This is a genomic window from Pseudoduganella lutea (genome assembly GCF_004209755.1).
GTDB classification, from domain to species: domain Bacteria; phylum Pseudomonadota; class Gammaproteobacteria; order Burkholderiales; family Burkholderiaceae_D; genus Rugamonas; species Rugamonas lutea.
This window is the reverse complement of the sequence record NZ_CP035913.1, coordinates 966,587-988,969: the sequence shown is the minus strand read 5'-3', so window position 1 is coordinate 988,969 and position 22,383 is coordinate 966,587. Positions and strand designations below refer to the sequence as shown.

16 protein-coding genes are annotated in these 22,383 nt (G+C 66.0%); 12 read left to right on the top strand and 4 right to left on the bottom strand.

The window, feature by feature from the left end:
- Positions 1–20: 20 nt before the first annotated feature.
- Positions 21–737: a hypothetical protein gene (locus EWM63_RS04060; RefSeq protein WP_130185396.1), complete on the bottom strand. Its 717-nt coding sequence runs from the start codon at positions 735–737 to the stop codon at positions 21–23.
- Between the two features lie 254 nt (positions 738–991).
- Here EWM63_RS04060 and EWM63_RS04055 point away from each other — a divergent pair, with 254 nt between their 5' ends.
- Positions 992–1,456: a hypothetical protein gene (locus EWM63_RS04055; RefSeq protein WP_130185395.1), complete on the top strand. Its 465-nt coding sequence runs from the start codon at positions 992–994 to the stop codon at positions 1,454–1,456.
- Between the two features lie 89 nt (positions 1,457–1,545).
- Here EWM63_RS04055 and ppc read toward each other — a convergent pair whose 3' ends face one another.
- Positions 1,546–4,404 carry a phosphoenolpyruvate carboxylase gene (gene ppc, locus EWM63_RS04050; protein ID WP_130185394.1) on the bottom strand — a complete coding sequence of 953 codons (2,859 nt, stop codon included), beginning with the start codon at positions 4,402–4,404 and terminating at the stop codon, positions 1,546–1,548.
- Positions 4,405–4,648: 244 nt separating this feature from the next.
- Here ppc and hemC point away from each other — a divergent pair, with 244 nt between their 5' ends.
- The 5 genes from hemC (at position 4,649) to ppa (ending at position 9,461) form a co-directional block, all read left to right on the top strand.
- Complete coding sequence (hemC, locus tag EWM63_RS04045) at positions 4,649–5,608, top strand: hydroxymethylbilane synthase (protein ID WP_130185393.1); 960 nt, start codon at positions 4,649–4,651, stop codon at positions 5,606–5,608.
- Between the two features lie 3 nt (positions 5,609–5,611).
- Complete coding sequence (locus EWM63_RS04040; RefSeq protein ID WP_130185392.1) at positions 5,612–6,406, top strand: uroporphyrinogen-III synthase; 795 nt, start codon at positions 5,612–5,614, stop codon at positions 6,404–6,406.
- A complete protein-coding gene (locus EWM63_RS04035) occupies positions 6,403–7,569 on the top strand; it encodes a uroporphyrinogen-III C-methyltransferase (protein ID WP_130185391.1) in 1,167 nt (388 codons plus the stop codon). The genes EWM63_RS04040 and EWM63_RS04035 overlap by 4 nt, the downstream gene beginning before the upstream one ends.
- Position 7,570: 1 nt before the next feature.
- Positions 7,571–8,767, top strand: a complete 1,197-nt coding sequence (locus EWM63_RS04030) for a heme biosynthesis protein HemY (RefSeq protein WP_130185390.1) — start codon at positions 7,571–7,573, stop codon at positions 8,765–8,767.
- A 154-nt stretch (positions 8,768–8,921) separates the two neighbouring features.
- On the top strand, positions 8,922–9,461 hold the full coding sequence (ppa, locus tag EWM63_RS04025; protein WP_130185389.1) for an inorganic diphosphatase: 540 nt from the start codon (positions 8,922–8,924) through the stop codon (positions 9,459–9,461).
- A 60-nt stretch (positions 9,462–9,521) separates the two neighbouring features.
- Here the strand turns inward: ppa and EWM63_RS04020 are convergent, their stop codons facing one another.
- Positions 9,522–9,998, bottom strand: a complete 477-nt coding sequence (locus tag EWM63_RS04020; RefSeq protein WP_229487718.1) for a MerR family transcriptional regulator — start codon at positions 9,996–9,998, stop codon at positions 9,522–9,524.
- A 69-nt stretch (positions 9,999–10,067) separates the two neighbouring features.
- Here EWM63_RS04020 and EWM63_RS04015 point away from each other — a divergent pair, with 69 nt between their 5' ends.
- The 4 genes from EWM63_RS04015 to EWM63_RS04000 all read left to right on the top strand — a co-directional run bounded on the left by EWM63_RS04015 (position 10,068) and on the right by EWM63_RS04000 (position 16,767).
- Positions 10,068–11,303 (top strand): NADH:flavin oxidoreductase/NADH oxidase family protein, encoded by a 1,236-nt coding sequence (locus EWM63_RS04015; RefSeq protein WP_207221240.1) that lies wholly within the window; start codon positions 10,068–10,070, stop codon positions 11,301–11,303.
- Between the two features lie 118 nt (positions 11,304–11,421).
- Positions 11,422–12,837 carry an aryl-sulfate sulfotransferase gene (locus tag EWM63_RS04010; protein WP_130185388.1) on the top strand — a complete coding sequence of 472 codons (1,416 nt, stop codon included), beginning with the start codon at positions 11,422–11,424 and terminating at the stop codon, positions 12,835–12,837.
- Positions 12,838–12,927: 90 nt separating this feature from the next.
- On the top strand, positions 12,928–15,327 hold the full coding sequence (locus EWM63_RS04005; protein WP_229487717.1) for a TonB-dependent receptor: 2,400 nt from the start codon (positions 12,928–12,930) through the stop codon (positions 15,325–15,327).
- 12 nt (positions 15,328–15,339) lie between these two features.
- On the top strand, positions 15,340–16,767 hold the full coding sequence (locus EWM63_RS04000; protein WP_130185387.1) for a sulfatase family protein: 1,428 nt from the start codon (positions 15,340–15,342) through the stop codon (positions 16,765–16,767).
- Between the two features lie 192 nt (positions 16,768–16,959).
- Here EWM63_RS04000 and EWM63_RS03995 read toward each other — a convergent pair whose 3' ends face one another.
- Entirely contained in the window at positions 16,960–17,601 is a 642-nt protein-coding gene (locus EWM63_RS03995) for a transposase (RefSeq protein ID WP_165390747.1), read from the bottom strand.
- Between the two features lie 181 nt (positions 17,602–17,782).
- Here EWM63_RS03995 and EWM63_RS03990 point away from each other — a divergent pair, with 181 nt between their 5' ends.
- Together EWM63_RS03990 and EWM63_RS03985 are read left to right on the top strand one after the other, a co-directional pair.
- Positions 17,783–18,943 carry a serine hydrolase domain-containing protein gene (locus tag EWM63_RS03990; RefSeq protein ID WP_130185385.1) on the top strand — a complete coding sequence of 387 codons (1,161 nt, stop codon included), beginning with the start codon at positions 17,783–17,785 and terminating at the stop codon, positions 18,941–18,943.
- A gap of 212 nt (positions 18,944–19,155) precedes the next feature.
- A complete protein-coding gene (locus EWM63_RS03985) occupies positions 19,156–22,287 on the top strand; it encodes a TonB-dependent receptor (protein ID WP_130185384.1) in 3,132 nt (1,043 codons plus the stop codon).
- The last annotated feature ends 96 nt before the right edge of the window (positions 22,288–22,383 follow it).

Here is a 22,383-nt window from a genome sequence, read left to right as displayed (position 1 = left end):
TCCGCGCCGAATGCGTTTCCCTAATACGAAATCTCGTTTTGATGCGGTAATTGGCGGGCGGCCCACTCGTAGATCTCGCGTGCATGGGGGCAGAGCGCCACGAGTACCGGCGAAGCGCCGGCCCCGTTGATTGCAGCGCCGCGTTCGATGTTTTCGCAAGCCGCCAACGCCTTGCGCTTGCCCTGCCATTGCATCAGCGAATAGCGCCTGGCCAGCAAGGGCAGTCGTTCACCCGCCACGGTGAGCGCGATATAGGGCACCGGCACGATGGCGCCGTCCATGTAGTGCAGGTGCGCCTCGGCCAGCCGGAACCCGCCTCCGTGCACGCCCTGGAACAGGAACATCCTGTCGATCGGGCGCATGCCGCCGATGCCCGCCGAGGCGGTGAAATCGCACACGCCGTCACCGTTGAAATCCATCCACGTCAGCACGCTCTCCTGGCCGTCCGGATAGTGAAAGCCACTCTCGACGAGCGCTTGCCTGGCGATCCGTATTTCTTCCTGTGTCAGCGGCGTTTCGTCCATTGGATCGGCTTTCGGCTCCCCGGAAGGATCGTACTGGGCCAGGTACCGCGCCAGCTCGCGACCAGGGCGATGCGCCTGGCTGCAGTCGCCCTGCACCGCCAATGACAGGGTCCGCCCGCCGATGGTGAGTGCCTTGTCCGCGGCGGTGACGTTGCTGGCGACACCACTCGCGGCGAAAAGCAGGCAAAGCAAATGCAAACGCAACGTCGCCATTGGATCGGACCTTGTTTCGGGAGGAGGCTGGCATATCGAACGCCAAGGTTAGCACGCCATACCTGGATCGGCACTGCTGGCGGAGACGACGGACCTTGCATCGCGCGCCGGTCCGGCCGTGGCTGGCGACACGGCTTCGCAGGGACGTTTACAGTCGAGTGGCGGCCGCACGACAGCGGTCGTTGCCAGTCCGTGTGCCGGAAAGTCATTTCACGTCGCATGGGAAACGTCCACCCGTACAGGAGTTTTGTAAGATGAATGTTCGCAGCCTGCTTCCCTCCATCCTGATCGGCGCCGTCGCCAGCGCGCGGTCGATGACGCCCATGGCCACCATCGCAACGGCGCGCCTCGCCGGCCGCCACACACCGGGGCGGCTGGTGCTGCTGGACCATCCGCTGTTCAAGTATGGCGCGCTGGCGATGGGGGCGGGGGAACTGGCCGGGGACAAGATGAAGTCCGCGCCGGACCGCACCGTTGCCTTGGGGTTGCTGGCACGCGTGATGAGCGCCGGGATCGCTGGCGCCGCGCTGGCACCGGAAGGCCGCGAAGGGGCGGGCGCGGCGGTCGCGGTGGCAACCGCCGTGCCGCTGGCCTACCTGACGCTTGCGGCCCGCAAACAGGCAATGGAGCGCATCGGCCAGACCCGCAGCGGCCTGATCGAGGATGCGCTGATCCTTGCCGCTGGCGCCGCGATCGTGGCCCTGTCATCGAAGCAGTAGGCAGGCAAAAGCACCGCTCATGAAAAAGCGGGCCCGCAGGCCCGCTTGCTTGTTGCCGGCACGAGTGCCGGCATCGTGGTTGAAACCACTCAGCCCGTGTTGCGCAACCCCGCGGCCACGCCGTTGATCGACAGGTGGATCCCCCGGTGCACGCGGGGATCGGCCTTGTCCGTATCGACGGCCAGCGCGCGGCGCCGCTTGATCAGCTCCACCTGCAGGTGGTTCAGCGGATCGAGGTAGGGGAAGCGGTTCTGGATCGAGCGCGCCAGCAGCGGGTTGCCGGCCAGCCGTTCGGTCACGCCCGTGATGGTTTCCAGCACTTCCAGCGTCTGCCGGTACTCGTCCCCAATGCGCTTGAAGATCCGCTCGCGCAGCTCCTTGTCCGCCACCAGTTCCGCATAGCGCGACGCGATCGCCAGGTCGGTCTTGGCGAAGACCATGTCCATATTGGACAGCAGCGTGGCGAAGAACGGCCAGTGCTCGGCCATGTCGCGCAGCTGGGCCATGCGCTCGTCGCGGTTGCCGTCGGCCAGCCAGCCGGCGACGGCGCTGCCGAAGCCGTACCAGCCCGGCAGCAGCAGGCGGCACTGGCCCCACGAGAAGCCCCACGGAATCGCGCGCAGGTCTTCGATGCGCTTGGTCGACTTGCGCGAGGCGGGGCGCGAACCGATGTTCAGCTCCGCGATCTCGGCGATCGGCGTGGCGGCGAAGAAGTAGTCGGTGAAGCCCGGCGTTTCATACACGAGGTTGCGGTAGGCCTTGTAGGCGCGGTCGGAAAGGTCGGACATCACGGCCTCGAAACCGGCCAGCCGTTCGCCGTGTTCGGGGTGCGCCGCCGGCATCAGGCTGGCCTCCAGCGTGGCGGCCACGAGCCGCTCCAGGTTGCGGCGGCCGATCTCCGCATTCGAGAATTTCGACGAGATGATCTCGCCCTGTTCCGTCAGGCGGATCTGGCCGTTGACAGTACCCTTCGGCTGCGCCAGGATCGCTTCGTAGCTAGGGCCGCCGCCGCGGCCCACGGTGCCGCCGCGGCCATGGAACAGGCGCAGCTTCACGCCGGCCTTGCCGAACACCTCGATCAGCGCGATCTCGGCCTTGTACAGCTCCCAGTTCGACGTGAGGAAACCGCCATCCTTGTTCGAATCGGAGTAACCCAGCATCACTTCCTGGATGCGGCCACGCTGTTCGATCAGTTTCTTCACCAGCGGCAGGGCCATCACGGCATCCATGATGCCGGCGGCGCGCTGCAGGTCGGGAATCGTTTCAAACAGCGGTATGACCATCAGGTCGGCCGTCGTGTCAACGGTGCCGTCTTCGCGCAGCTGGCCCCGCAGCAATCCCGTTTCCTGTTGCAGCACCAGCACTTCCAGCAGGTCGGACACGGTTTCCGTGTGCGAGATGATGTAGTTACTGATCGCCCGTTCGCCATAGCGGCGGCGGATTTCGCGGGCGGCGCGGAAGATCGACAGCTCGGTCTGCGTTTCTTCCGTGTAGTCGAGGTAGGGCGAATACAGCAGGCGTGGCTGGTCCAGCTCTTCCAGCAGCAGCTTGACCTTGGCTTCCTCGTCGAGCTCCGCGTAGTTCGGCAGCGCGCCGGCGCGGGCGAGCAGCTCGGTCAGCACGCGCTCGTGCACGTCCGAACTCTGGCGCATGTCCAGCGATGCCAGGTGGAAGCCGAAGATGTCGGCCGCGCGTTTCAGCGTGGTCAGGCGCGGGCGCGCCAGCATGCCGCCATGGTTGGCTTCGAGCGAATCGATCAGCACCTGCAGGTCGGCCGAGAATGCCGTCGCCCCCGCATAGGGTTCGGCGTGGCCCACTTCCTTGCGCAGGATATTGGTGGCGCCCAGCGCGCGGGCCGTGCTGGCCAGGCGCGCGTAGATGCCGATCAGCGCACGGCGATAGGGCTCGTCGGCGCGGTGGTCGGACTGGTCCGGCGACGCATCGGCCAGCGCCTGCAGTGCCGGGCTGCACCCGATCATCAGCGTGGAGATCGACAGGTCGGCGCCCAGCGCGTGCGCCTCATCGAGATAGAAATCGAGGATGGTCGTGGCCTGGCGGGCCAGCGCATGCTGCATCGTGCCGGCGTTCACGTTCGGATTGCCGTCGCGGTCGCCGCCGATCCAGCTGCCCATCTGCAGATAGGGCGCTTCGATGCGGGGCACTTCGGCCGGCACATCGCCGGCGCCATACTGCTCGGCGATATCGCACTCGATGTCGTCGTACAGGCCCGGCACTTCGGTCAGGAAGGTGATGCGGTAGTACGACAGCGCATTCTCGATCTCGTCGGCCACCGTCAGTTTCGTGTAGCGCAGCATGCGGGTCTGCCACAGCGTGGCGATGCGCACGCGCAGCATGTGCAGGTTGGCGGCGCGTTCGCGCGGCGTGAGCGGCAGGTCGCGTTCGGCCAGCAGGCGGGCGATGTCGTGCTCGGCGTCCAGGATCGACTTGCGCTGCACCTCGGTCGGGTGGGCGGTCAGCACGGGCGCGATCAGCGCTTCCTGGAAGAAGTCCTGCACGCTTTCCTGGTCGACGCCGGCTTCCTTCAGCTTGGCGAGCGCAAAGCGGATACTGCCGCGCCTCGGCGCCGAGGCGGCCAGCAGGTGGGCGCGGCGGCGGCGGATGTGGTGCTGGTCTTCCGCGATATTGGCCAGGTGCGAGAAGTAGGAGAAGGCGCGCACCACCGAGATGGTCTGCTCCTTCGTCAGGATCTTCAGCATGCCGTCCAGTTCCTTGGCGGCGCCGGCGTCGGCCTCGCGGCGGAAGCGCACCGCCGTCTGGCGGATCGTCTCCACCACGGCGAAGACTTCCTCGCCTTCCTGTTCGCGCAGCACGTCGCCGAGCAGGCGGCCGAGCAGGCGGATGTCTTCTTTCAGCGGCGCGTCCTTGTCGACGGTCCCTTGTTCATTGTGTGGCTCAGCCACTTGACTAGCACTTGCTTGATTAACCATGGAATGATCGCTACGAAGTGGCAAAGTTGTGGTTCGGTGCATTGGGCTCGTGGCCACGGCTGCAGGGAAGGCGCGTGCTAGAATTTGTGATCCATTGTGTGGCCCATTCTCACGCGCAGCTTGCTGGGCACGCCGGTCGGCGCGGGCAGCAGCGAATAATTATTGAAAATATAGCGAAAAGTACAGGAAAGAAGCGGCTTTGAATACCTCTGAAATTGTCGGGACTGAAGTGCTCGGGACTGAAGTGCGTTTGCAGGTTCCATCCAGGCTGGTGATCGCTTCGCGCGAAAGCCGCCTCGCCATGTGGCAGGCCGAGCACGTACGCGCACGCTTGTCTTTATTATATCCCCAGTGTTCCGTCGAGATCCTCGGCATGACGACCCGCGGCGACCAGATCCTGGACCGCACGCTGTCGAAGGTGGGCGGCAAGGGGCTGTTCGTGAAGGAACTCGAAGTGGCCATGGCCGAGGGCCGGGCCGACCTCGCCGTGCATTCGCTGAAGGACGTGCCGATGGAGCTGCCGGAAGGCTTCGCGCTGGCCGCCGTGCTCGAGCGCGAAGACCCGCGCGATGCCTTCGTGTCGAACGATTACGCCTCGCTGGACGAATTGCCGGCCGGCGCCATCGTCGGCACCAGCAGCCTGCGCCGCCAGGCGCTGATCGCGGCGCGCCATCCGCACCTCGTGATCAAGCCGTTGCGGGGCAACCTCGATACGCGCCTGGGCAAGCTCGACCGCGGCGACTACGCGGCCATCATCCTCGCCGCCGCCGGCCTGAAACGCCTGGGCCTGCCGCAACGCATCCGTGCCGTGCTGGACCCGGCCGACAGCCTGCCGGCCGCCGGCCAGGGCGCCATGGCGATCGAGATCGCCGACCGCACCGATGGCGTCGACCTGGTGGCGCTGCTGGCGCCGCTGAACCACGTGCCCACCGCGCAGGCCGTGACGGCCGAGCGCCGCGTATCGAAGGTGTTCGGCGGCAGCTGCCAGGTGCCGCTGGCCGCCCATGCGACGATCGATGGCGACGGGATGCACCTGCGCGCCATGGTTGCCACCCCGGACGGCAAGCGCATCGCCAGCGCGGAAGTGCACGGCCCCGCCACCGATGCGTCGCAGCTGGGCGACCAGGTCGCGGAAAAGCTGCGCGAACAGGATGCGGTGGCGATCCTCGCGTCCTGCCTGGCGGAGGCGGACGGCGGGGCCTGACGGATGCCGGGCGCCGTCGTCATCACCCGTCCGCGCGCGCAGGCGCTGCCGCTGGCCGAGCGCGTGGCGGCGCTGGGCCGGCGTGCCGAAGTGCTGCCGCTGCTCGAGATCGCGCCGCTGCCGGACACCGGCGCGCTGCGCGCCGTGCTGGCGCGCCTGCACGACTTCGCACTCGTGGCGTTCGTGTCGCCGAATGCGATCGACGCGGCGTTTGCCCACATCCCCGACTTCCATGCCACTTGGCCGGCCGGCGTCACCGTGGCCGTCGTTGGCGAGGGCAGCCGGGCCGCGCTGGCGGCCCATGGCGTCACGCCGGCCACGGTCACCATCGTCAGCCCGCTGGACCCCGTCCACAGCGATTCCGAACACCTGCTGCAGGCGCTCGACCTGGCCGCGCTGGACGGCAGGGAAGTGCTGATCGTGCGCGGCGAGGCGGGCCGTGAACTGATGGGCGACGGCTTCCGGGCCGCCGGTGCCCGTGTGACGGCGATGCCTGCCTATCGCCGCAGCGTGCCGGCGCTGACGCCGGCATTCGCGGCGCGCCTGCGCGCGCTGCTGGACGAACCGAACGACTGGATCGTCACCAGCTCGGAAGCGCTGCGCGGCCTGTTCGTGCTGCTGGAAGAACTGGGCTGCGCGGCCAGCGGCGAGAATGTTGTGGCAAAGATGCAACAGCAGCACTTCATTGTCCCGCATACCCGGATTGCCGAAACGGCGCACTTGCTCGGCATCTCCCAGGTAACCCTCACAGGATCCGGCGACGATCGCCTGCTCGCCGCGTTACAATCACGGCCATGAACGAATTGCCTACCTTACCCGACCCGGCCGCACCGCAAGGCGCGGCCGCTTCACAAGCTGGCCTCCAGGCCGGCGCGGCCGTTCCTCCGGCCCCCGCCGGCCCGCCGCCGTCCGCCCCCGCCAGCGGCCTCACGAACCGCAACCTCACGATCGCCGTTGCCATACTGGCCGTGCTGCTGGCCGCGCAGGCGGTGAACACGCACACGCAGTTGCGCAAGGTGCGCGCGGAAACGGCGCTGCGGCTGCAGAAAGGTGATGCGGTCAACGCGGAATCGAACCAGCTCGTGAAGACCGTGCAGGAAGCCACGCGCGAGCTGCAGGTGAAGGTGGGCGTGCTGGAAAACCGCCAGCAGGAAGCGCAGGCCCAGCAGCTGGCGCTGGAGCAGCTCTACAACGACATGTCGCGCAACCGCGACGAGTGGGCGCTGGCCGAGATCGAGCAGGTGCTGTCGACGGCAAGCCAGCAGCTGCAACTGGCCGGAAACGTGCCGGGCGCACTGATCGCGCTGCAGAACGCCGACCGCAACCTGTCGCGTTCGGACACGCCGCAATTCATCACGATCCGCCGCGCCATCGCGCGCGATACCGAAAAACTGAAGGCGCTGCCGAGCGTGGATTCGGTGGGTCTGGCGGTGCGGCTCGACAATATGATCGCCCTCGTCGACGCGCTGCCGATGCTGGCCGACGCCACTACGGCGTCGGAGTCGCAGCGGCTGGGCAAGGACCGGGCCACAGGGGCCAGCAAGGCGCCCCAAATGGAACCGGTGGTGCCGCAGGATACCTGGGTCACGCGCCTGCAGGCGGCCTGGAACGGCTGGAGCAGCGAAATGTGGACCGACGTGCGCCAGCTGATCCGCGTGCGCACCGTGGAAAACCCGGAGTCGATGCTGCTCGCCCCCGAGCATGCTTACTTCCTGCGCGAGAACCTCAAGCTGCGGCTGCTGAATGCGCGCATGGCTCTGCTGTCGCGCAACGAGGCCGCCTTCCGCGCCGACCTGCTGGCCGCGCAGGAAATGCTGGCCCGGCACTTCGACACGCGGGCGGGCGCCACGCGCACCGTGCAGACGCTGCTGCGCCAGCTGCAAGGGAGCAACCTGTCGATCGAGATGCCCACGCTTTCGGATAGCCTGAACGCCGTGCGCAACTACAAGGCGAAGCCCTGACATGCGCGTTTTCCTCTGGTTACTAGCCCTGATGGCGGCCGCCATCGGCATCGCCGTGACAGCCCGCTACAACCCGGGCAACGTGGTGCTGTTCTACGATCCCTACCGGATCGACCTGTCGCTCAATTTCTTCGTGGTGCTGCAGGTCCTGCTGTTCGCGCTGCTGTACGCGGTGGTGCGCGCCGTGCGCGCCACGGCGAACATGCCGGCGCGCGTGGCCGAATACCGCCAGCGCAAGCGTGAACGCGATGGCAACAAGGGCTTGCGCGATGCGTTGAAGGCCCTGTTCGAAGGCCGCTTCGGCCATGCCGAGAAGGCCGCGCTGCGCGCCGCCGAGCTGCCGGAAAACGCCGGCGTGGCCGCGCTGATCGGCGCGCGCGCCGCGCATCGCATGCGCCAGAATGCCCGCCGCGACCAGTGGCTGGCCCGCATCGCCGACGATGCCACGATGAAGACGGCACGCCTGATGACGATGACCGAGCTGCTCGTCGACGACCACCAGCCCGAAGCGGCACTGGCCGCCGTGCGCGAGCTGAACGCCAGCGGCACGCGCCACATCCACGCGCTGCAATGGTCGCTGAAGGCCGAGCAGCAGGCCAAGAACTGGCCCGAAGTGCTGCGCCTCGTGCGCTCGCTGGACAAGCACCGCGCCCTGCATCCGGCACTGTCGGCGCGGCTGCGCGAACTGGCCTATGAACACCTGCTGTCGAACCGGGCGCACGATGCCGAATCGATCCTGCGTGTCTGGTCGACGATCCCGACGTCCGACCGCGTGAAGCCTTATGTGGCGTGCCGCGCCGCCACCGCCCTGAATTCGCGCGGACTGCACGACGAGGCGCGCAATGTGGCCGAGGAAGCGCTGAAGGCGAACTGGGACGAGCGCGTGGTGCGCGCCTACCGCGAAGCGGCCGCCCCGGCCGGCTCGGCCGCGCTGCTGGCGCAGATCGAGCACTGCGAAGCCTGGCTGCTGGAACGCCCGACCGATGCCGAGCTGGCACTCACGCTGGGCTCGCTGTGCCTGAAGCAGAAATTGTGGGGCAAGGCCCAGCGCTACCTGGAACAGGCCCTGTCCGACGCCGCCGACCCCGCCATGGTGCGCGACGCCCACCTGAAACTCGCCCAGCTGCACGAAGCGCTGCAGCAACCCGAGGAAGCCGCCAGCCATTACCGGCAGTGCGCACTCGCCACCATCCTGTAGAGTGCCGCGAAAACCGGTGTCAGACACCTTTTCGGGATGATTCGCCCCGAAAAGGTGTCTGACACCCGTCTCACTTGCTGCGCCGCACCAGCTTGCATTTGGCTATAATTGCGCGGTTTAGCCAATTGACAAAGCTGTATTACCGAGGAAAAACATGAGTCTGAATAAAGTATCCGCCGGCCGCGACGTGCCGAACGACTTCAACGTGATCATCGAGATCCCGATGAACGCCGATCCGATCAAGTACGAAGTGGACAAGGAATCGGGCGCGATCTTCGTCGACCGCTTCATGGGCACCGCGATGCACTACCCGTGCAACTACGGCTACGTGCCGAACACGCTGTCCGCCGACGGCGACCCGGTCGACGTGCTGGTCATCACCCCGTTCCCGCTGATCCCGGGCGTGGTGGTGCGCTGCCGCGCGATCGGCGTGCTGAAGATGACGGACGAAGCCGGCCAGGATGCGAAAGTGCTGGCCGTGCCGGTCGACAAGGTGCTGCCGATCTACAAGCACTGGCAAAAGCCGGAAGACCTGCAAGACCTGCGCCTGCAGCAGATCCAGCACTTCTTCGAGCACTACAAGGACCTGGAGCCGGGCAAGTGGGTCAAGGTCGACGGCTGGGCCGGTCCGGAAGAAGCCAAGGAAGAAATCCTGTCGGGCGTGGCCGCGTACAAGAACGGCGAATCGAAGTAATCGCTTTACGCACCGCCAATGGAAAGGCAGCTTCGGCTGCCTTTCTTTATGGGCCGTCGCTTACTTCGACGCCCGGGAACCGGTCAGCGGCGCAAGCTCCGTATCGCAGGCGGGCCCCCCTTTGGCGAGTGCCGCCTGGTTCAGGCATTCCCCTTGCGCCCATGCCTGCTGCAGCCGTTCCCGGGCATCCAGCAGCGCCTGGCGCTGGGTGGCCAGCGTAGCCATCAGGCCATCGATCTCGCCGAGACGGGTGTCGAGGCCCTGCAGCAGGCCATCCTGCAACGCCGCGCCCTGCAATCCGAGCACGGTACGGATTGCATCGAGCGAAAAGCCCAGCTTCTGCCCCACATCGATCAGGTTCAGTTGCTCGAGCGCCGATTCCTGGTAGACGCGATAGCCGTTCGCGTTGCGGCTGGCCCGGGGCAGCAGTCCCTCCTGTTCGTAATAGCGGATCGTCGACGCCGCCATGCCGCTGCGGGTGGCCAGTTCACCGATCCTCATGTGCGGGCCGATGCCCAACCCAATCCCCGTGCTCATTCTTCGCTTGACCTTCAAGTTGACTTGAAGCTTAGGATACCCCATCTTTCCATCCATTCCGAGGTTTCCATGCTGTTCACCCCGCTCGTGTTGCCAAACGGCGCCACTGTGCCCAATCGCCTTGCCAAGGCCGCCATCGAAGAAAACATGGCCGGGCCAGGGCAATTGCCGGGCGCCGCGATCCACCACCTCTACGAACGCTGGGCGGACGGTGGCGCAGGCCTGATCATTACCGGCAACGTGATGGTCGACGGCCGCGCCCTGACCGGTCCCGCCACGCTCGTGCTGGAAGCGCATACGCCGCTCGAATCCTTCCGGCTCTGGGCACGAGCGGCACGGCGCCACGGTGCCCAGGCGTGGATGCAGATCAACCATCCGGGACGCCAGGTGATGGCGAACATGGGCGGTGCCGCCATGGCGCCATCGGCCATCGCGCTCGACATGGGCAAGCACAGCAAGCTGTTCGCCCAGCCGGTGGCCATGACGGCCGCCGATATCGGCGAGGTGGTCGCGCGCTTCGCGGCGACGGCGCAGGCGGCCGAAAAGGCGGGCTTTACGGGCGTGCAGATCCATGCAGCCCATGGGTACCTGATTTCACAGTTCCTGTCGCCGCTGGCCAACCAGCGCACCGACGAATGGGGCGGCAGTCTTGCCCGGCGCGCAAGGCTGCTGCTGGACGTGGTGCGCGCCGTGCGCGCCAGCGTGTCGCCAGGCTTCTGCGTGGCGGTCAAGCTCAATTCCGCCGACTTCCAGCGCGGTGGCTTTTCCGAGGCGGACGCCAGGGAAGTGGTGCTCATGCTGAACGAACTGGCGGTGGACCTGGTGGAGCTGTCCGGCGGCAGCTACGAAAGCCCGGCCATGCAGGGCGAGACCGCCGACGGCCGCACGCTGGCGCGCGAAGCCTACTTCCTTGATTTCGCCCGGGAACTCGCCGCCGTGGCACGCATGCCGGTCATGACGACGGGCGGCATTGCCCGCCGCGCCGTCGCGGAACAGGTGCTGGCCAGCGGCGTCGCCATGGCCGGCCTCGCCACGGCGCTGGCCGCCAGGCCGGACCTGCCACGGCAATGGCAGGCGGGCCATGATGTCGAGGCGCGCATGCCCGCCGTGCGGTGGCGGGACAAGACCCTTGCCGGCCTGGCGCGCCTGGCGCTCGTGCGCCGCCGCATCCGCAACCTCGGCGCCGGCCGCGATGGCGGCCTCCGTTACCAGCCCTTGTGGACGCTGGTCGTGGACCAGTTGCGCTCGGCATGGATGGCGAAGCGCTACCGCGCCTGGCGCCTATCGGTCAACCCAGCCAATTGACATAACGATATGCGGTGCCGCCACATAACATTATGCAAATGTATTCGTGGCCGGTCTCATAACCCCTCGTTATGATGATGACACTCATCTGTAGTCATCTCATCTAAAGGAGGTTTTCATGACCGCTGCACCCCGCCGCTTCGTTTCCCTGCCCATCCACACCGTCGCTGTGGCAGGCATGATGCTGGCAATGTCGGCGGCCGCGGCCCCCAGCGTGTACCCGACCGGCGTCACGCGCTACGAGCCGGATCGCGCATGGAACGGCTACGTGCTGTTCACGGGGCAGGACAAGAAAACCCACCTGATCGACATGAACGGCAACGAAGTGAAGCAGTGGCCGTACGAAGGCTTCCCGCCCGTGCTGATCGATCCTGCGCTCACCAAGGGCAAGAGAGGCAACGTGCTGCTGCAACTGGCCCAGCTGCCCGGCGTGCACCAGGCCGGCAATGGTCTGGGCAACAAGGCGATCGGCGAAGTGGACTGGAACGGCAACGTGCTGTGGCAGTGGGGCACCGGCGCGCAGGATGCCTATGCCTCCGCCTCGGTCGACAGCGGTGGCGCGCCGGGTGGCGCCGCCAAGCAGCACCATGACTGGCGCCGGCTCGCCAATGGCAATACGCTGGTGCTGGCCAACAAGGTGCACGCGGTGCCCGGCTTTGCGGCGAAGGCGCTGCTGGACGATGTGATCTACGAGGTCACGCCCGATGGCAAGATCGCCTGGCAGTGGACCGCCTCCGAACACCTGGACGAATTCGGCTTCTCGCCGGCGGCGTTGAAGCTGGTGAAAGCCGCACAGCCGAAATACGGCGCGCAGGCGGTGGACTGGCTGCACATCAACGACATGGCCGTCGTCGGCCCGAACAAGTGGCACAAGGGCGTCGACGGCAAATCCGGCGACGAACGCTTCAACCCGGACAACATCGTCGTCGATTCGCGCGAAGCGAACTTCATCGCGATCATCGACCGCAAGACCGGCAAGGTGGTGTGGACGCTGGGCCCGGATTACCCGGCCATCGCCGGCACGAAGGTGCCGCGCCCCGTGGACCAGATCATCGGCCCGCACGACGCCCACATCATTCCCGAAGGCTTGCCGGGCGCCGGCAACCTGCTCGTGTTCGACAACCAGGGCGAAGCCGGCTATCCAAAGGTCAGCCCCGGCATCTTCCCGCACTCGCGCGTGCTGGAAATCGATCCGGTGAAAAAGGAGATCGTGTGGCAGTACACGGCAGTCGATTCGGGCCTGCCGGCCTGGAGCTTCTACAGTGCGTTCATCAGCAGCGCACGCCGCCTGCCGAACGGGAATACGCTGATCGACGAAGGCATGAATGGCCGCTTCTTCCAGGTCACGCCGCAGGGCGACATCGTGTGGGAGTACGTGAGCCCGTACTACGGCAGGTCCGCGGTGGGCGGCAATGGCAAGCAGGTCGACACCAACTGGGTGTACCGCGCGCAGCCGGTGCCGTATGACTGGGTGCCCGAGGGCACGCCGCACTCCGAACAGCCGGTGAACGTACCCGCCGTCGCCAAACAGTAAATCACCATCGCAGTTCCGCATGCACCGGCGCGCCCGCCAACGGGGCAGGGCGCCGCCACGCCCGGAAAATCATAAAAATAGGGGAATACCTTGACCAAGCCATTCAATCGTACCGCCATCGCCCTGGCATTGCTGGGCGCATTCGCCGGCACCGCCAATGCCAGCCCGGTGGTGGCCGCCGTGGCCGGCGCGCCGTCCGGCGTCGCACTGGCCTTTGCGGAAACCGCGGCCGGCGATGCCGCCGCAACGGCAGCCACTGCGGCAGCCGCACTGGAACCACAAGCCGCAACGGCCGGCGCTTCCGCCGAATCGTTCGTCGGCGCCGTGCAGACCGTGCTCGTGACCACGCGCCGCCGCGTGGAAAGCTCGCAAAGCGTGCCCACGCCGATGACGGTGCTGGGCGGCGACGTCCTCGAAGGCAGCCGCATCTACCGCGTGCAGGACCTGCAGCAACTGCTGCCCAGCACCACGATCAACTATGTGCATGCGCGTCAGCTGAGCTTTGCCGTGCGCGGCCTGGGCAACAATCCGGCCAGCGACGGCCTGGAAGGTAGCGTCGGCATCTATCTCGACAACGTGTACCTGGCCCGCCCCGGCATGGCTGCGTTCGACGCGCTGGACGTGCAGCAGCTGGAACTGCTGCGCGGCCCACAGGGCACGCTGTTCGGCAAGAACACCACGGCCGGCGTGCTGAACATCTCGACGAAGAAGCCCACGTTCGGCCCCGAGCGGAGCGTGGAACTGTCCGGCGGCCAGTTCGGCTACGTGCAGGGCAAGGTGTCGCTGTCCGGGCCCGTCACGGACCAGGTGGCGGCGCGCTTCTCCGCCTACAAGACGCATGACGACGGCTATATCACGAACCGCTACAACGGCAGGAAGGTGCAGGGCGGCGACCGCCAGGGCGTGCGCGGCCAGCTGCTGTACGAACCGGGCAGCGCGTTCAGCCTGCGCGTGATCGCCGACTACAACGAAGAGAATTCAAATAACGGCACGCTGGTGTTCTTCAACGCGGGCCCGAGCGGCCGCGCCATCGCGCAGGCCGCGCTGGTGGGCGCCACGCCGGTGCTCGATCCGGCGGCTCGCGCCGTCGATCTCGACAGCGGATCGAGCGTGACGGTGCACCAGGGCGGCGTGTCCGCCGAAGCCAATTGGACGTTCGGCGACGATGCAAAGCTGACGTCGATCACCGCCTGGCGCCGCTGGAACTTCGTGCCGCAGAACGACGACGGCCTGCCGGTCCCGGTCACGCTGAACGTGGGCGCGTCCGCGAACCACAGGCAGTTCACGCAGGAGCTGCGCTGGTCCACGCCATCAGGCCGCGCGGTGGAATCCGTGTTCGGCGGCTATTACTACTACCAGGAGCTGTCGAACAATTCATTCACAGTGAACGGCCCGCTGGCCGACATCTACAACGGCAATCCGGCCGGCGCGTGGGCCAACGTCAGCAGCACGGCACCCGGCGAGCTGCGCGTGAACAGCTACGCGCTGTTCGGCCAGTCGACATGGCATGCGACCGACAAGCTGGATCTGACGGCCGGCGTGCGCGCGAGCTACGAGGACAAGTGGGCACGCGTGATCCGCAACGCGCCGACCGGTGGCGCCGCCGTCACCGGCGCTGCGCTGGGCGCCCGCAACGGCCGCTATGGCGCCTTTGATTCGGGCGACCTGTCGCTAACGCAGTCGAGCCCCACCGCGCTGCTGTCTGCCGGCTACAAGCTGCAACCGGACGTGCTGCTGTACGGCAGCCTGTCGCACGGCGAAAAGTCCGGCGGCATCAACCTGGCCGTGCCGGGTGCCGGCGGCGTCGCCTCGATGCTCGTGGGCGCCGAACGGGCCAACGCGCTGGAACTGGGATTCAAGAGCTCCCTGCTCGACAACCGCCTGCAACTGAACGGCAACGTCTTTGCGACGATTGTCCACGGTTACCAGAGCAATGCCTACGACCACGTGAGCCGCACGCAGTATCTGACCAACGCGGGCGACGTGCGCACCCGCGGCATCGAGGTCGAAGCCATCGCCACGCCGTTCCGTGGCCTGACCCTGCGCGCCAACGGCTCGTTCAACGACGCCAGCTACCTGCGCTACACGAACGCGCCGTGCGCACCGGAGCGGGCGGGCGCGTTCTGCGACCTGTCGGGCCGTAACGCGCTGGTGAACGCGCCGCGCTGGATCGGCAACCTGGGCGCACAATACTCGCGCGCCGTGGCCGAAGGCCTGCAGGGCTACGTCAACGCGAACTACGCCTACCGCGGCGCCACGTACGGCACGCTGGATGCTTCCGAGTACGCGACGATCCCGTCATACAGCGTGAGCAACCTGTCGGTCGGCCTGCGCAGCACGCGCGGCGCGGCGTGGGACGTTTCGCTGTGGGTCAAGAACGCCTTCGACAAGCATTACTACACGAGCCTGTGGAACAGCGGCTTCGGTTCCTACAACGCCGTCATCGGCACCCCGCGCACCGCCGGCATCACCGGCCGCTACGAATTCTAAGAGGAGATTACCATGACTATCGATCGCAGTTTCAACCCGAAGCGCCGCGCCGTCGTCGGCGGGCTGTCCGCCTTGGCCGCCTTGCCGGCCATCGCCCTCGGCAAGGCCGCACGCGGTGGCTCGAACGGCAAGCCGAACATCATCTTCATCCTGGCGGACGACCTGGGGTGGGGCGACCTGTCCGTGTATGGCAATACCGAGTTCAAGACGCCGGTCCTCGACAGACTGGCCGCGCAGGGCCTGCGCCTGACGCAGCATTACTCGAATTCCGCGGTCTGCTCGGCCACGCGCTTCGGCCTGATCACGGGCCGCTACCAGTACCGGCTGCGCGGCGGCCTGGAAGAACCGATCGCCGGCGCCTCGGACACGATCGGCTTGCCACCGGACCACCCCACCTTGCCGTCACTGCTCAAGGCCGCCGGCTACCGCACCGCGCTGTTCGGCAAGTGGCACCTGGGTTCGCTGCCGAACTTCGGCCCTTTGAAAAGCGGCTACGAAACCTTCTTCGGCAACTACGGCGGCGCGATCGACTACTTCACGCACAAGCCGGGCGTGGGCCCGAACGTGAAGGAGGACCTGTACGAAGGCGAGACCCCGGTGTCCGAAGTGGGCTACTACACGGACATGCTGGGCGACCGCGCCTCCGGCTACATCAAGAAGCACAATCCGGATAAACCGTTCTTCCTGTCGCTGCATTACACCGCGCCGCACTGGCCGTGGGAAGGCCCGAAGGATGAGGAAGTGTCGAAGCAGATCTCGAACATCTTCCACTACGACGGTGGCGACCTGGCCACCTACGCGAAGATGGTGGTGGCGCTCGACGCATCGATCGGCCGCGTGCTCAAGACGCTGGAGCAGAAGGGCTTGGCCGACAACACGATCGTCATCTTCACCAGCGACAACGGCGGCGAGCGTTTCTCGAAAACGTGGCCGTTCGCCGGCCAGAAAACGGAACTGCTGGAAGGCGGCATCCGCGTGCCCGGCATCGTGCGCTGGCCCGCGAAGATCAAGGCGGGGCAGGTGAGCGACCAGGTGGCGATCAGCATGGACTGGCTGCCCACCTTGCTGGCCGCCGCCGGCACCGAACCGGCCGCCTCGCACCCGCCCGATGGCCGCAACCTGCTGCCGGTGCTGCTGGGCGACGAGAAGCCTGCCGAGCGCACGCTGTTCTGGCGCTATAAAGCCAACGCGCAGCGCGCCGTGCGCGCCGGCGACTGGAAGTACCTGAAACTGAACGGCAACGAGTTCCTGTTCGACCTGTCGAAAGACCACCGCGAACGTGCCAACCTGGCCCGCAAGCACCCGGACAAGCTGGCCGACCTGAAGGCGCAGTGGGAGCAGTGGAATGCCGAGATGCTGCCGATCACACCCGAGGTGCGCACGCACGGCGTGAATGGCAAGGTGCAGGCCGACAAGTACGCGCCGGAGGGCACCGACTGATTCCTTCCCGAAAAACTGGGGACGTACCCCTGTTTCCAGGAAATGTTCAAGGCGGGGCAACTGCCGGCCAGTGGGTGCTTCCTGTCCCCTGACCGGCATGCCGCATGTCGCAACCGTAAAACTGGGGACGTACCCCTGTTTCCAGGCAACAAACGGGGCAACGCCTACTGAGGTCCACCGCATCCTGCCTGTCTACCGCCCCTTGGCCGGTCTGCCACACTTCACAATGGGACTACCCGGCAGTGTATTGCTTCGGGTAGCACGGCGAAGCTCGGCAAGGTCGACATCGGATGGCGGCGCAAACCTGGCCTGGTAGGCTTCGCCACGCGCAATAGCCGTGGCCCCGAGCGCAGTGTAGAGACAGTGCGGGCTGATCGCAGAATCTTCCGCCAGCCCCGCATTCGCCCGATAGCTGGACCAGGGATACTCTGCGACGGTTTCGACCATGCCGGCACGCACCGGGTTGAGTTCGATGTAGTGGTGGCACGTCATCAGGTATCGCTCCACCGGCACCGGGCAGGAGCGGTATCTGCCTTCCCATAAGGTGCCGCTCCTCCCAAGCCGCCGGTTGAGATATTGCGTATACGCCTGCAGGACCGCCTTCATGTACTCGCCCGGCAAGGCGGCGGGCGAGAACGAAGCGAGTATGTGCAGATGGTTGGTCATCAGTACGTAGGCGTGGACGGCTACCTCCATCAACTCGCCGAATTTGCGCAGCAAGCCGAGAAAGTACAGGTAGTCGCCATTGGTGTAGAAGCATTGCTGCCTGTAGTGTCCTCGCTGGATCAAGTGAAGCGGAATACCCGGCGATTGAATGCGTGCTCGGCGTGGCATGGCTGGCCTCCTGGAAATTTCCTGGAAACAGGGGTACGTCCCCAGTTTTGCTGTCAGGGGAAGAAAAAGTAGCATCCACGCATCAGGCAGCGATTTGGCGTGGTCAATCTTCGTGGCGGAACTTCTGCCGCAAGGTCATTCATGCCAGACTTTCTGGACGCCCGCATCCGGAGTGCCACCCATGAACAAACGCCTTTGCTGCCTGCTGCTTGCGCTTTCCAGCGCGGCCGGCCCTGCCCATGCCGGCAGCGCATCTCCGCAGGAAATCATTGAACAAGCTGTCCAGGCAGGCCTGCGCGCCACCGGCGCCCGCGGCCTCGCACTCGCCGTCATCGAGCCCGGCAAGCCCGCCTTCATCCGCACCTGGGGCGAACGCAACGCAGCCGGCGCGAAGCTCGAGCCGGATACGATCATGTACGGCGCCTCGCTGACGAAAACCGTGTTTGCCTACCTTGCGGCGCAACTGGCCGACGAAAAAAAGCTCGACCTCGACCGGCCGCTCGCGGATTACCTCAATAGGCCGCTACCCGACTACGGCAACCTGCCGGCCTACGGCAACTGGGGCGACCTGCGCGGCGACGATCGCTGGCGCCGCATCACGGCGCGCATGGTGCTCAACCACGCCACCGGCTTCGCCAACTTCGCCTTCGTGGAACCGGACGGCAAGTTGCGCATCCACTTTGAACCGGGCAGCCGTTATGCGTATTCCGGCGAAGGCATCATGCTGCTGCAGTTCGTCCTCGAAAAAGGGCTGCAGCTGGACGTGGGAAAAGAACTGCAGCGCCGCGTCTTCGACCGCTTCGGCATGCGCGATACGAGCCTGACATGGCGCCCCGGCTTCGCGCGCAACCTGGCCGATGGCTGGAAGGCCGACGGCAAGCCCGAACCGCACGATGAACGCAGCCGCGTGCGCGCGGCCGGCTCGATGGATACGACGATCACCGACATGGCGCGTTTCGCCACCGCGCTGGTGAACGGGGAGGGATTGCGCGAGGCGGCGCACGACGGCATGCTGCGCCCGCAATTGCCAATCACCACGCGCAGCCAGTTCCCGACGTTGCAGGCCAACGCCGCGCCGGCCGAACGCGTCGCCGGGCTGTCGGCGGGCCTGGGCGTCGTCACGTTCACCGGCCCCCAAGACCCCGGCTACTTCAAGGGCGGCCATAACGACTCCACCGGCAACATGCTGGTGTGCCTGCGCGTGCAACGGCGCTGCGTGGTGATCCTGTCGAATGACGTGCGTGCCGAGCCGGCCTTCGCCGGCATCGTGCAGGCCGCGCTGGGCGAGACCGGCATGCCATGGCAATGGGAATACGGACCGGCGAAAACAAGCGTGCCGTGACGATGACTGGTAACGTGACCATATACCGCAAGTCAATGCTGTCCGCAAGCTGATATTTCAGCTTGTTGCTCGATCAACACTGTTCGCCGGGGAACAGTCAACCCGCTGACCGTTTGCCGCCGGCCTGCTCAAACGATGGTTCTCATCTTCTAGAATCGGTCCGAAAGGTAACCACCTTTCATATCGATAATAAGATTCTCGGAGACCAGAAGATGCCATCGAATCACGCCCCATTCGGCCGCTCCACGCGTTACCACATCCATCCCACCGTTTGCGCCGCCGCCGTCGCCACCGCCATCTCCCTGCTGGCGGTCGATACGGCCAGCGCCCAGCAGGCAGCCGCCGCGCAACCGTCGAGCGTCGTCGTTGTTTCCGGCACCCGGGCATCGGTGGCGTCGGCGATCGACCGCAAGAAAAACGCTTCCACGATCGTCGATTCGATCGTGGCCGAAGACATCGGCGAATTCCCCGACAAGAACGTCGGCGAAGCCCTGTCGCGCGTGACCGGCGTGCAGCTGTCGCGCGATTTCGGCGAAGGCTCGCAGGTGAACATCCGCGGCGTGGAAGCCAACCTGAATCGCGTGGAGATCAATGGCCTGTCCGTGCTGTCCACCAATGGCACCGCAGGCCGCGGCGCCGAGCTGCGCGAACTGCCGGCGGAGCTGATCAAGTCGATCGACGTGGCCAAGGGCGTGACGGCCGACCAGACCGAAGGCGGCATCGGCGGCACCGTCAGCATCAAGACAAACATGCCGCTGGACTTCAAGACGCGCACGCTGGTCACCAAGCTGGAAGCGGAGCACAGCACGAACCGCGGCGGGGTCGACCCGCGCGGCAGCATCCTGTTTGCCGACAAGTTCCTGAATGGCCGCCTGGGCGTGATGGCCAACGTGGTGTACGACAAGGTCATGACGCAGAACGATTACGTTCGCAACAGTAACTGGCGCTACCTTCGCGACTGGGATTTCTCGCCCGAGAAGACCAATACGAGCCTGAACCCGGCGGCGGCGGCCGTGGCCGACAAGGCCGGCTGCGCGGCGCTCTCCGGCGCGAACAAGAGCGCCTGCGAAAGCCAGTGGAACGACTATTCGCCGGGCGTGCCGCGCTACGGCATCTGGACACGCGACCACAAACGCTCCAGCGCCGAGCTGACCGCGCAATACCGGATCAACAACGGCTTCGACGTCTGGGCGCGCTACAACAAGAACGACCAGAAGCAGATGCTGAACGACCGTAACTACACGACGGACTTCGGCTCGCTGAACCGCTTCTCCACGGGCGGCGTGGCGCCCACGTATGGCGCCAACGGCAACATCCTGGCGGGCTCTCCGACGGCCACCTGCGCCAACCCGGCCGCGGGCGTCACGCCACCCGGCATGACGTTCGTGAACCACGTCATGACCGAGTTCACGGCCGGGACGTGCCAGAACGTGCCGGGGCAGGGCGCGTCGTACAACTTCGACACGGCGGCGCGCGACTTTGCGTTGAACATCAATTCGGACTACAAGTCGGCTGGCTTCAACTGGAAGAACAGCCAATGGTCGGCCGATGGCCTGGTGGCCAAGTCCAAGTCGTTCTACGAGCTGCACACGAACCTGATCTCGATGGCGGGCAATGTCCCGGGCCTGAAGGTCAAGCTGGACGATCAGGGCCTGCCGAAGTTCACCTTCCCGGCCGGCTACGACCCGAACGACAGCAGCACCTATACGCGCATCCGCTCGCAATACCAGCCGTCGTTTACGGAAAACACGGAAGACCAGGTCAAGCTCGATTTGAAATGGCGGCCCGACCTGCCGTTCCTGAAGTCGATCTGGTTCGGTGGCCAGGGCCGCCGCGCCACGGCCGAGCAGTATCGCTGGACGGGCTACCTGGTGCCCAACGATCCGAACAGCACCTCGGACGACGTCTACGTGCGCAGCCCGGAAGTGCTGCACGAGATCATTCGCGACCCGAACAACACGAGCGGCGTGCTGCGCAACAATGGCGCCATCATCCCCGGCACCAACCTCACCGCCAACAACACCACGCGCTACGTGTCCCCCGCCGAGATGGCATCGCTCGTCGATGCGATCCGCACCGGCACACCGGGCAGCTTCCTGAACGGCTACAGCGGCCTGTCGGGCTACCCGAACGGCTGGATGGCGCCGAGCTTCGCCCAGTCGACCCAGTACTTCGACCTGTCGCGCTACAACCACGACCTGCTGCGCAATTCGATCGGCAGCGATGGCAAGAGCTACCCGATGCCGCCCCAGTTCGCCGTCGAGGAACGCATCCGCGCGTTCTACGTGCGGGCCGACTTCTCGCAGGAACTGTTCGGCATCGAGTGGGACGGCAACGTGGGCGTGCGCTATACCGGCACGCGCACCCGCGCCAAGGGCCTGCAATCCTCGCGCGCCTACCGGCTCGATGCGAACGGCGTGCGCGTCGAGGACATCCGGTCGAACCAGATCATCACGGTGGAAAACAAGTACAGCGACGTGCTGCCGAGCTTCAACCTGGCCGGCTGGCTCGTGCCGGACAAGCTGGTGGCCCGCATCGGCTGGGGCAAGGTGATGTCGCGCCCGCCGATCGACAAGCTGACGCCGAACTACAGCTGCATCGCCGGCAGCGGCCAGTCGCAATTCGGCGGCGACGGCGGCACCGACGACTGCACGGCCGGCAACGTGAACCTGGAACCGTTCCGCGCCACCAACAAGGATGCCAGCGTGGAGTGGTATCCATCGGTGGACAGCCAGCTGTCGCTGGCGTTCTTCCGCAAGGATATCAATACCTACATCCAGAACGACGTGACGCTTCTGAACCGGAACCTGTTCGGCGACGGCCAGCTGTGGGATGTGAAGACGTCGATCAACAGCCGCGGCACGACGACGAAGGGCTGGGAACTGGCGGGCCGCACGGCGCTGACAATGCTGCCGGGCCTGTTCAGCGGCCTGGGGCTCGATGCCAACTACACCCGCATGAGCTTCAAGTATGCGCCGGGCAATGAGCTGCTGAACCCGCTGGACAATTCGGTGCTGCCTTACCCGGGCCTGTCGCGCAACAGCTATAACGTGGGCGTGTGGTACGACCTGGGCAAGTGGAATGCGCGCCTGGCCTACAACTACCGCGATGGCTACTACACCGGCACGGTCGATGCCAACGCGCAGTTGCCGGTCTACGGCGAAAAAGCCGGCTTCCTGGACGCCAAGCTGCAGTTCCGCGCCACCGAGAACCTGACGCTGTCGGTCGAAGGCAAGAACCTGACGGACGAGGGGCAGTTCCTGAACGCGGGGTCCACGTCGCGGCGCAATGAGCTGGCCTGGTCGGGAAGGCGCTACTTCGTGGGGGCGACCTACAAGTTCTGATTTTTCGGACCACCGTGCCTGGCGCCAGGCTCCTGCGGGAGCTTGGCGTTTTTCGTTGGCACCTCATTGGCACCATTCTTGCAACGCTATTGGCTC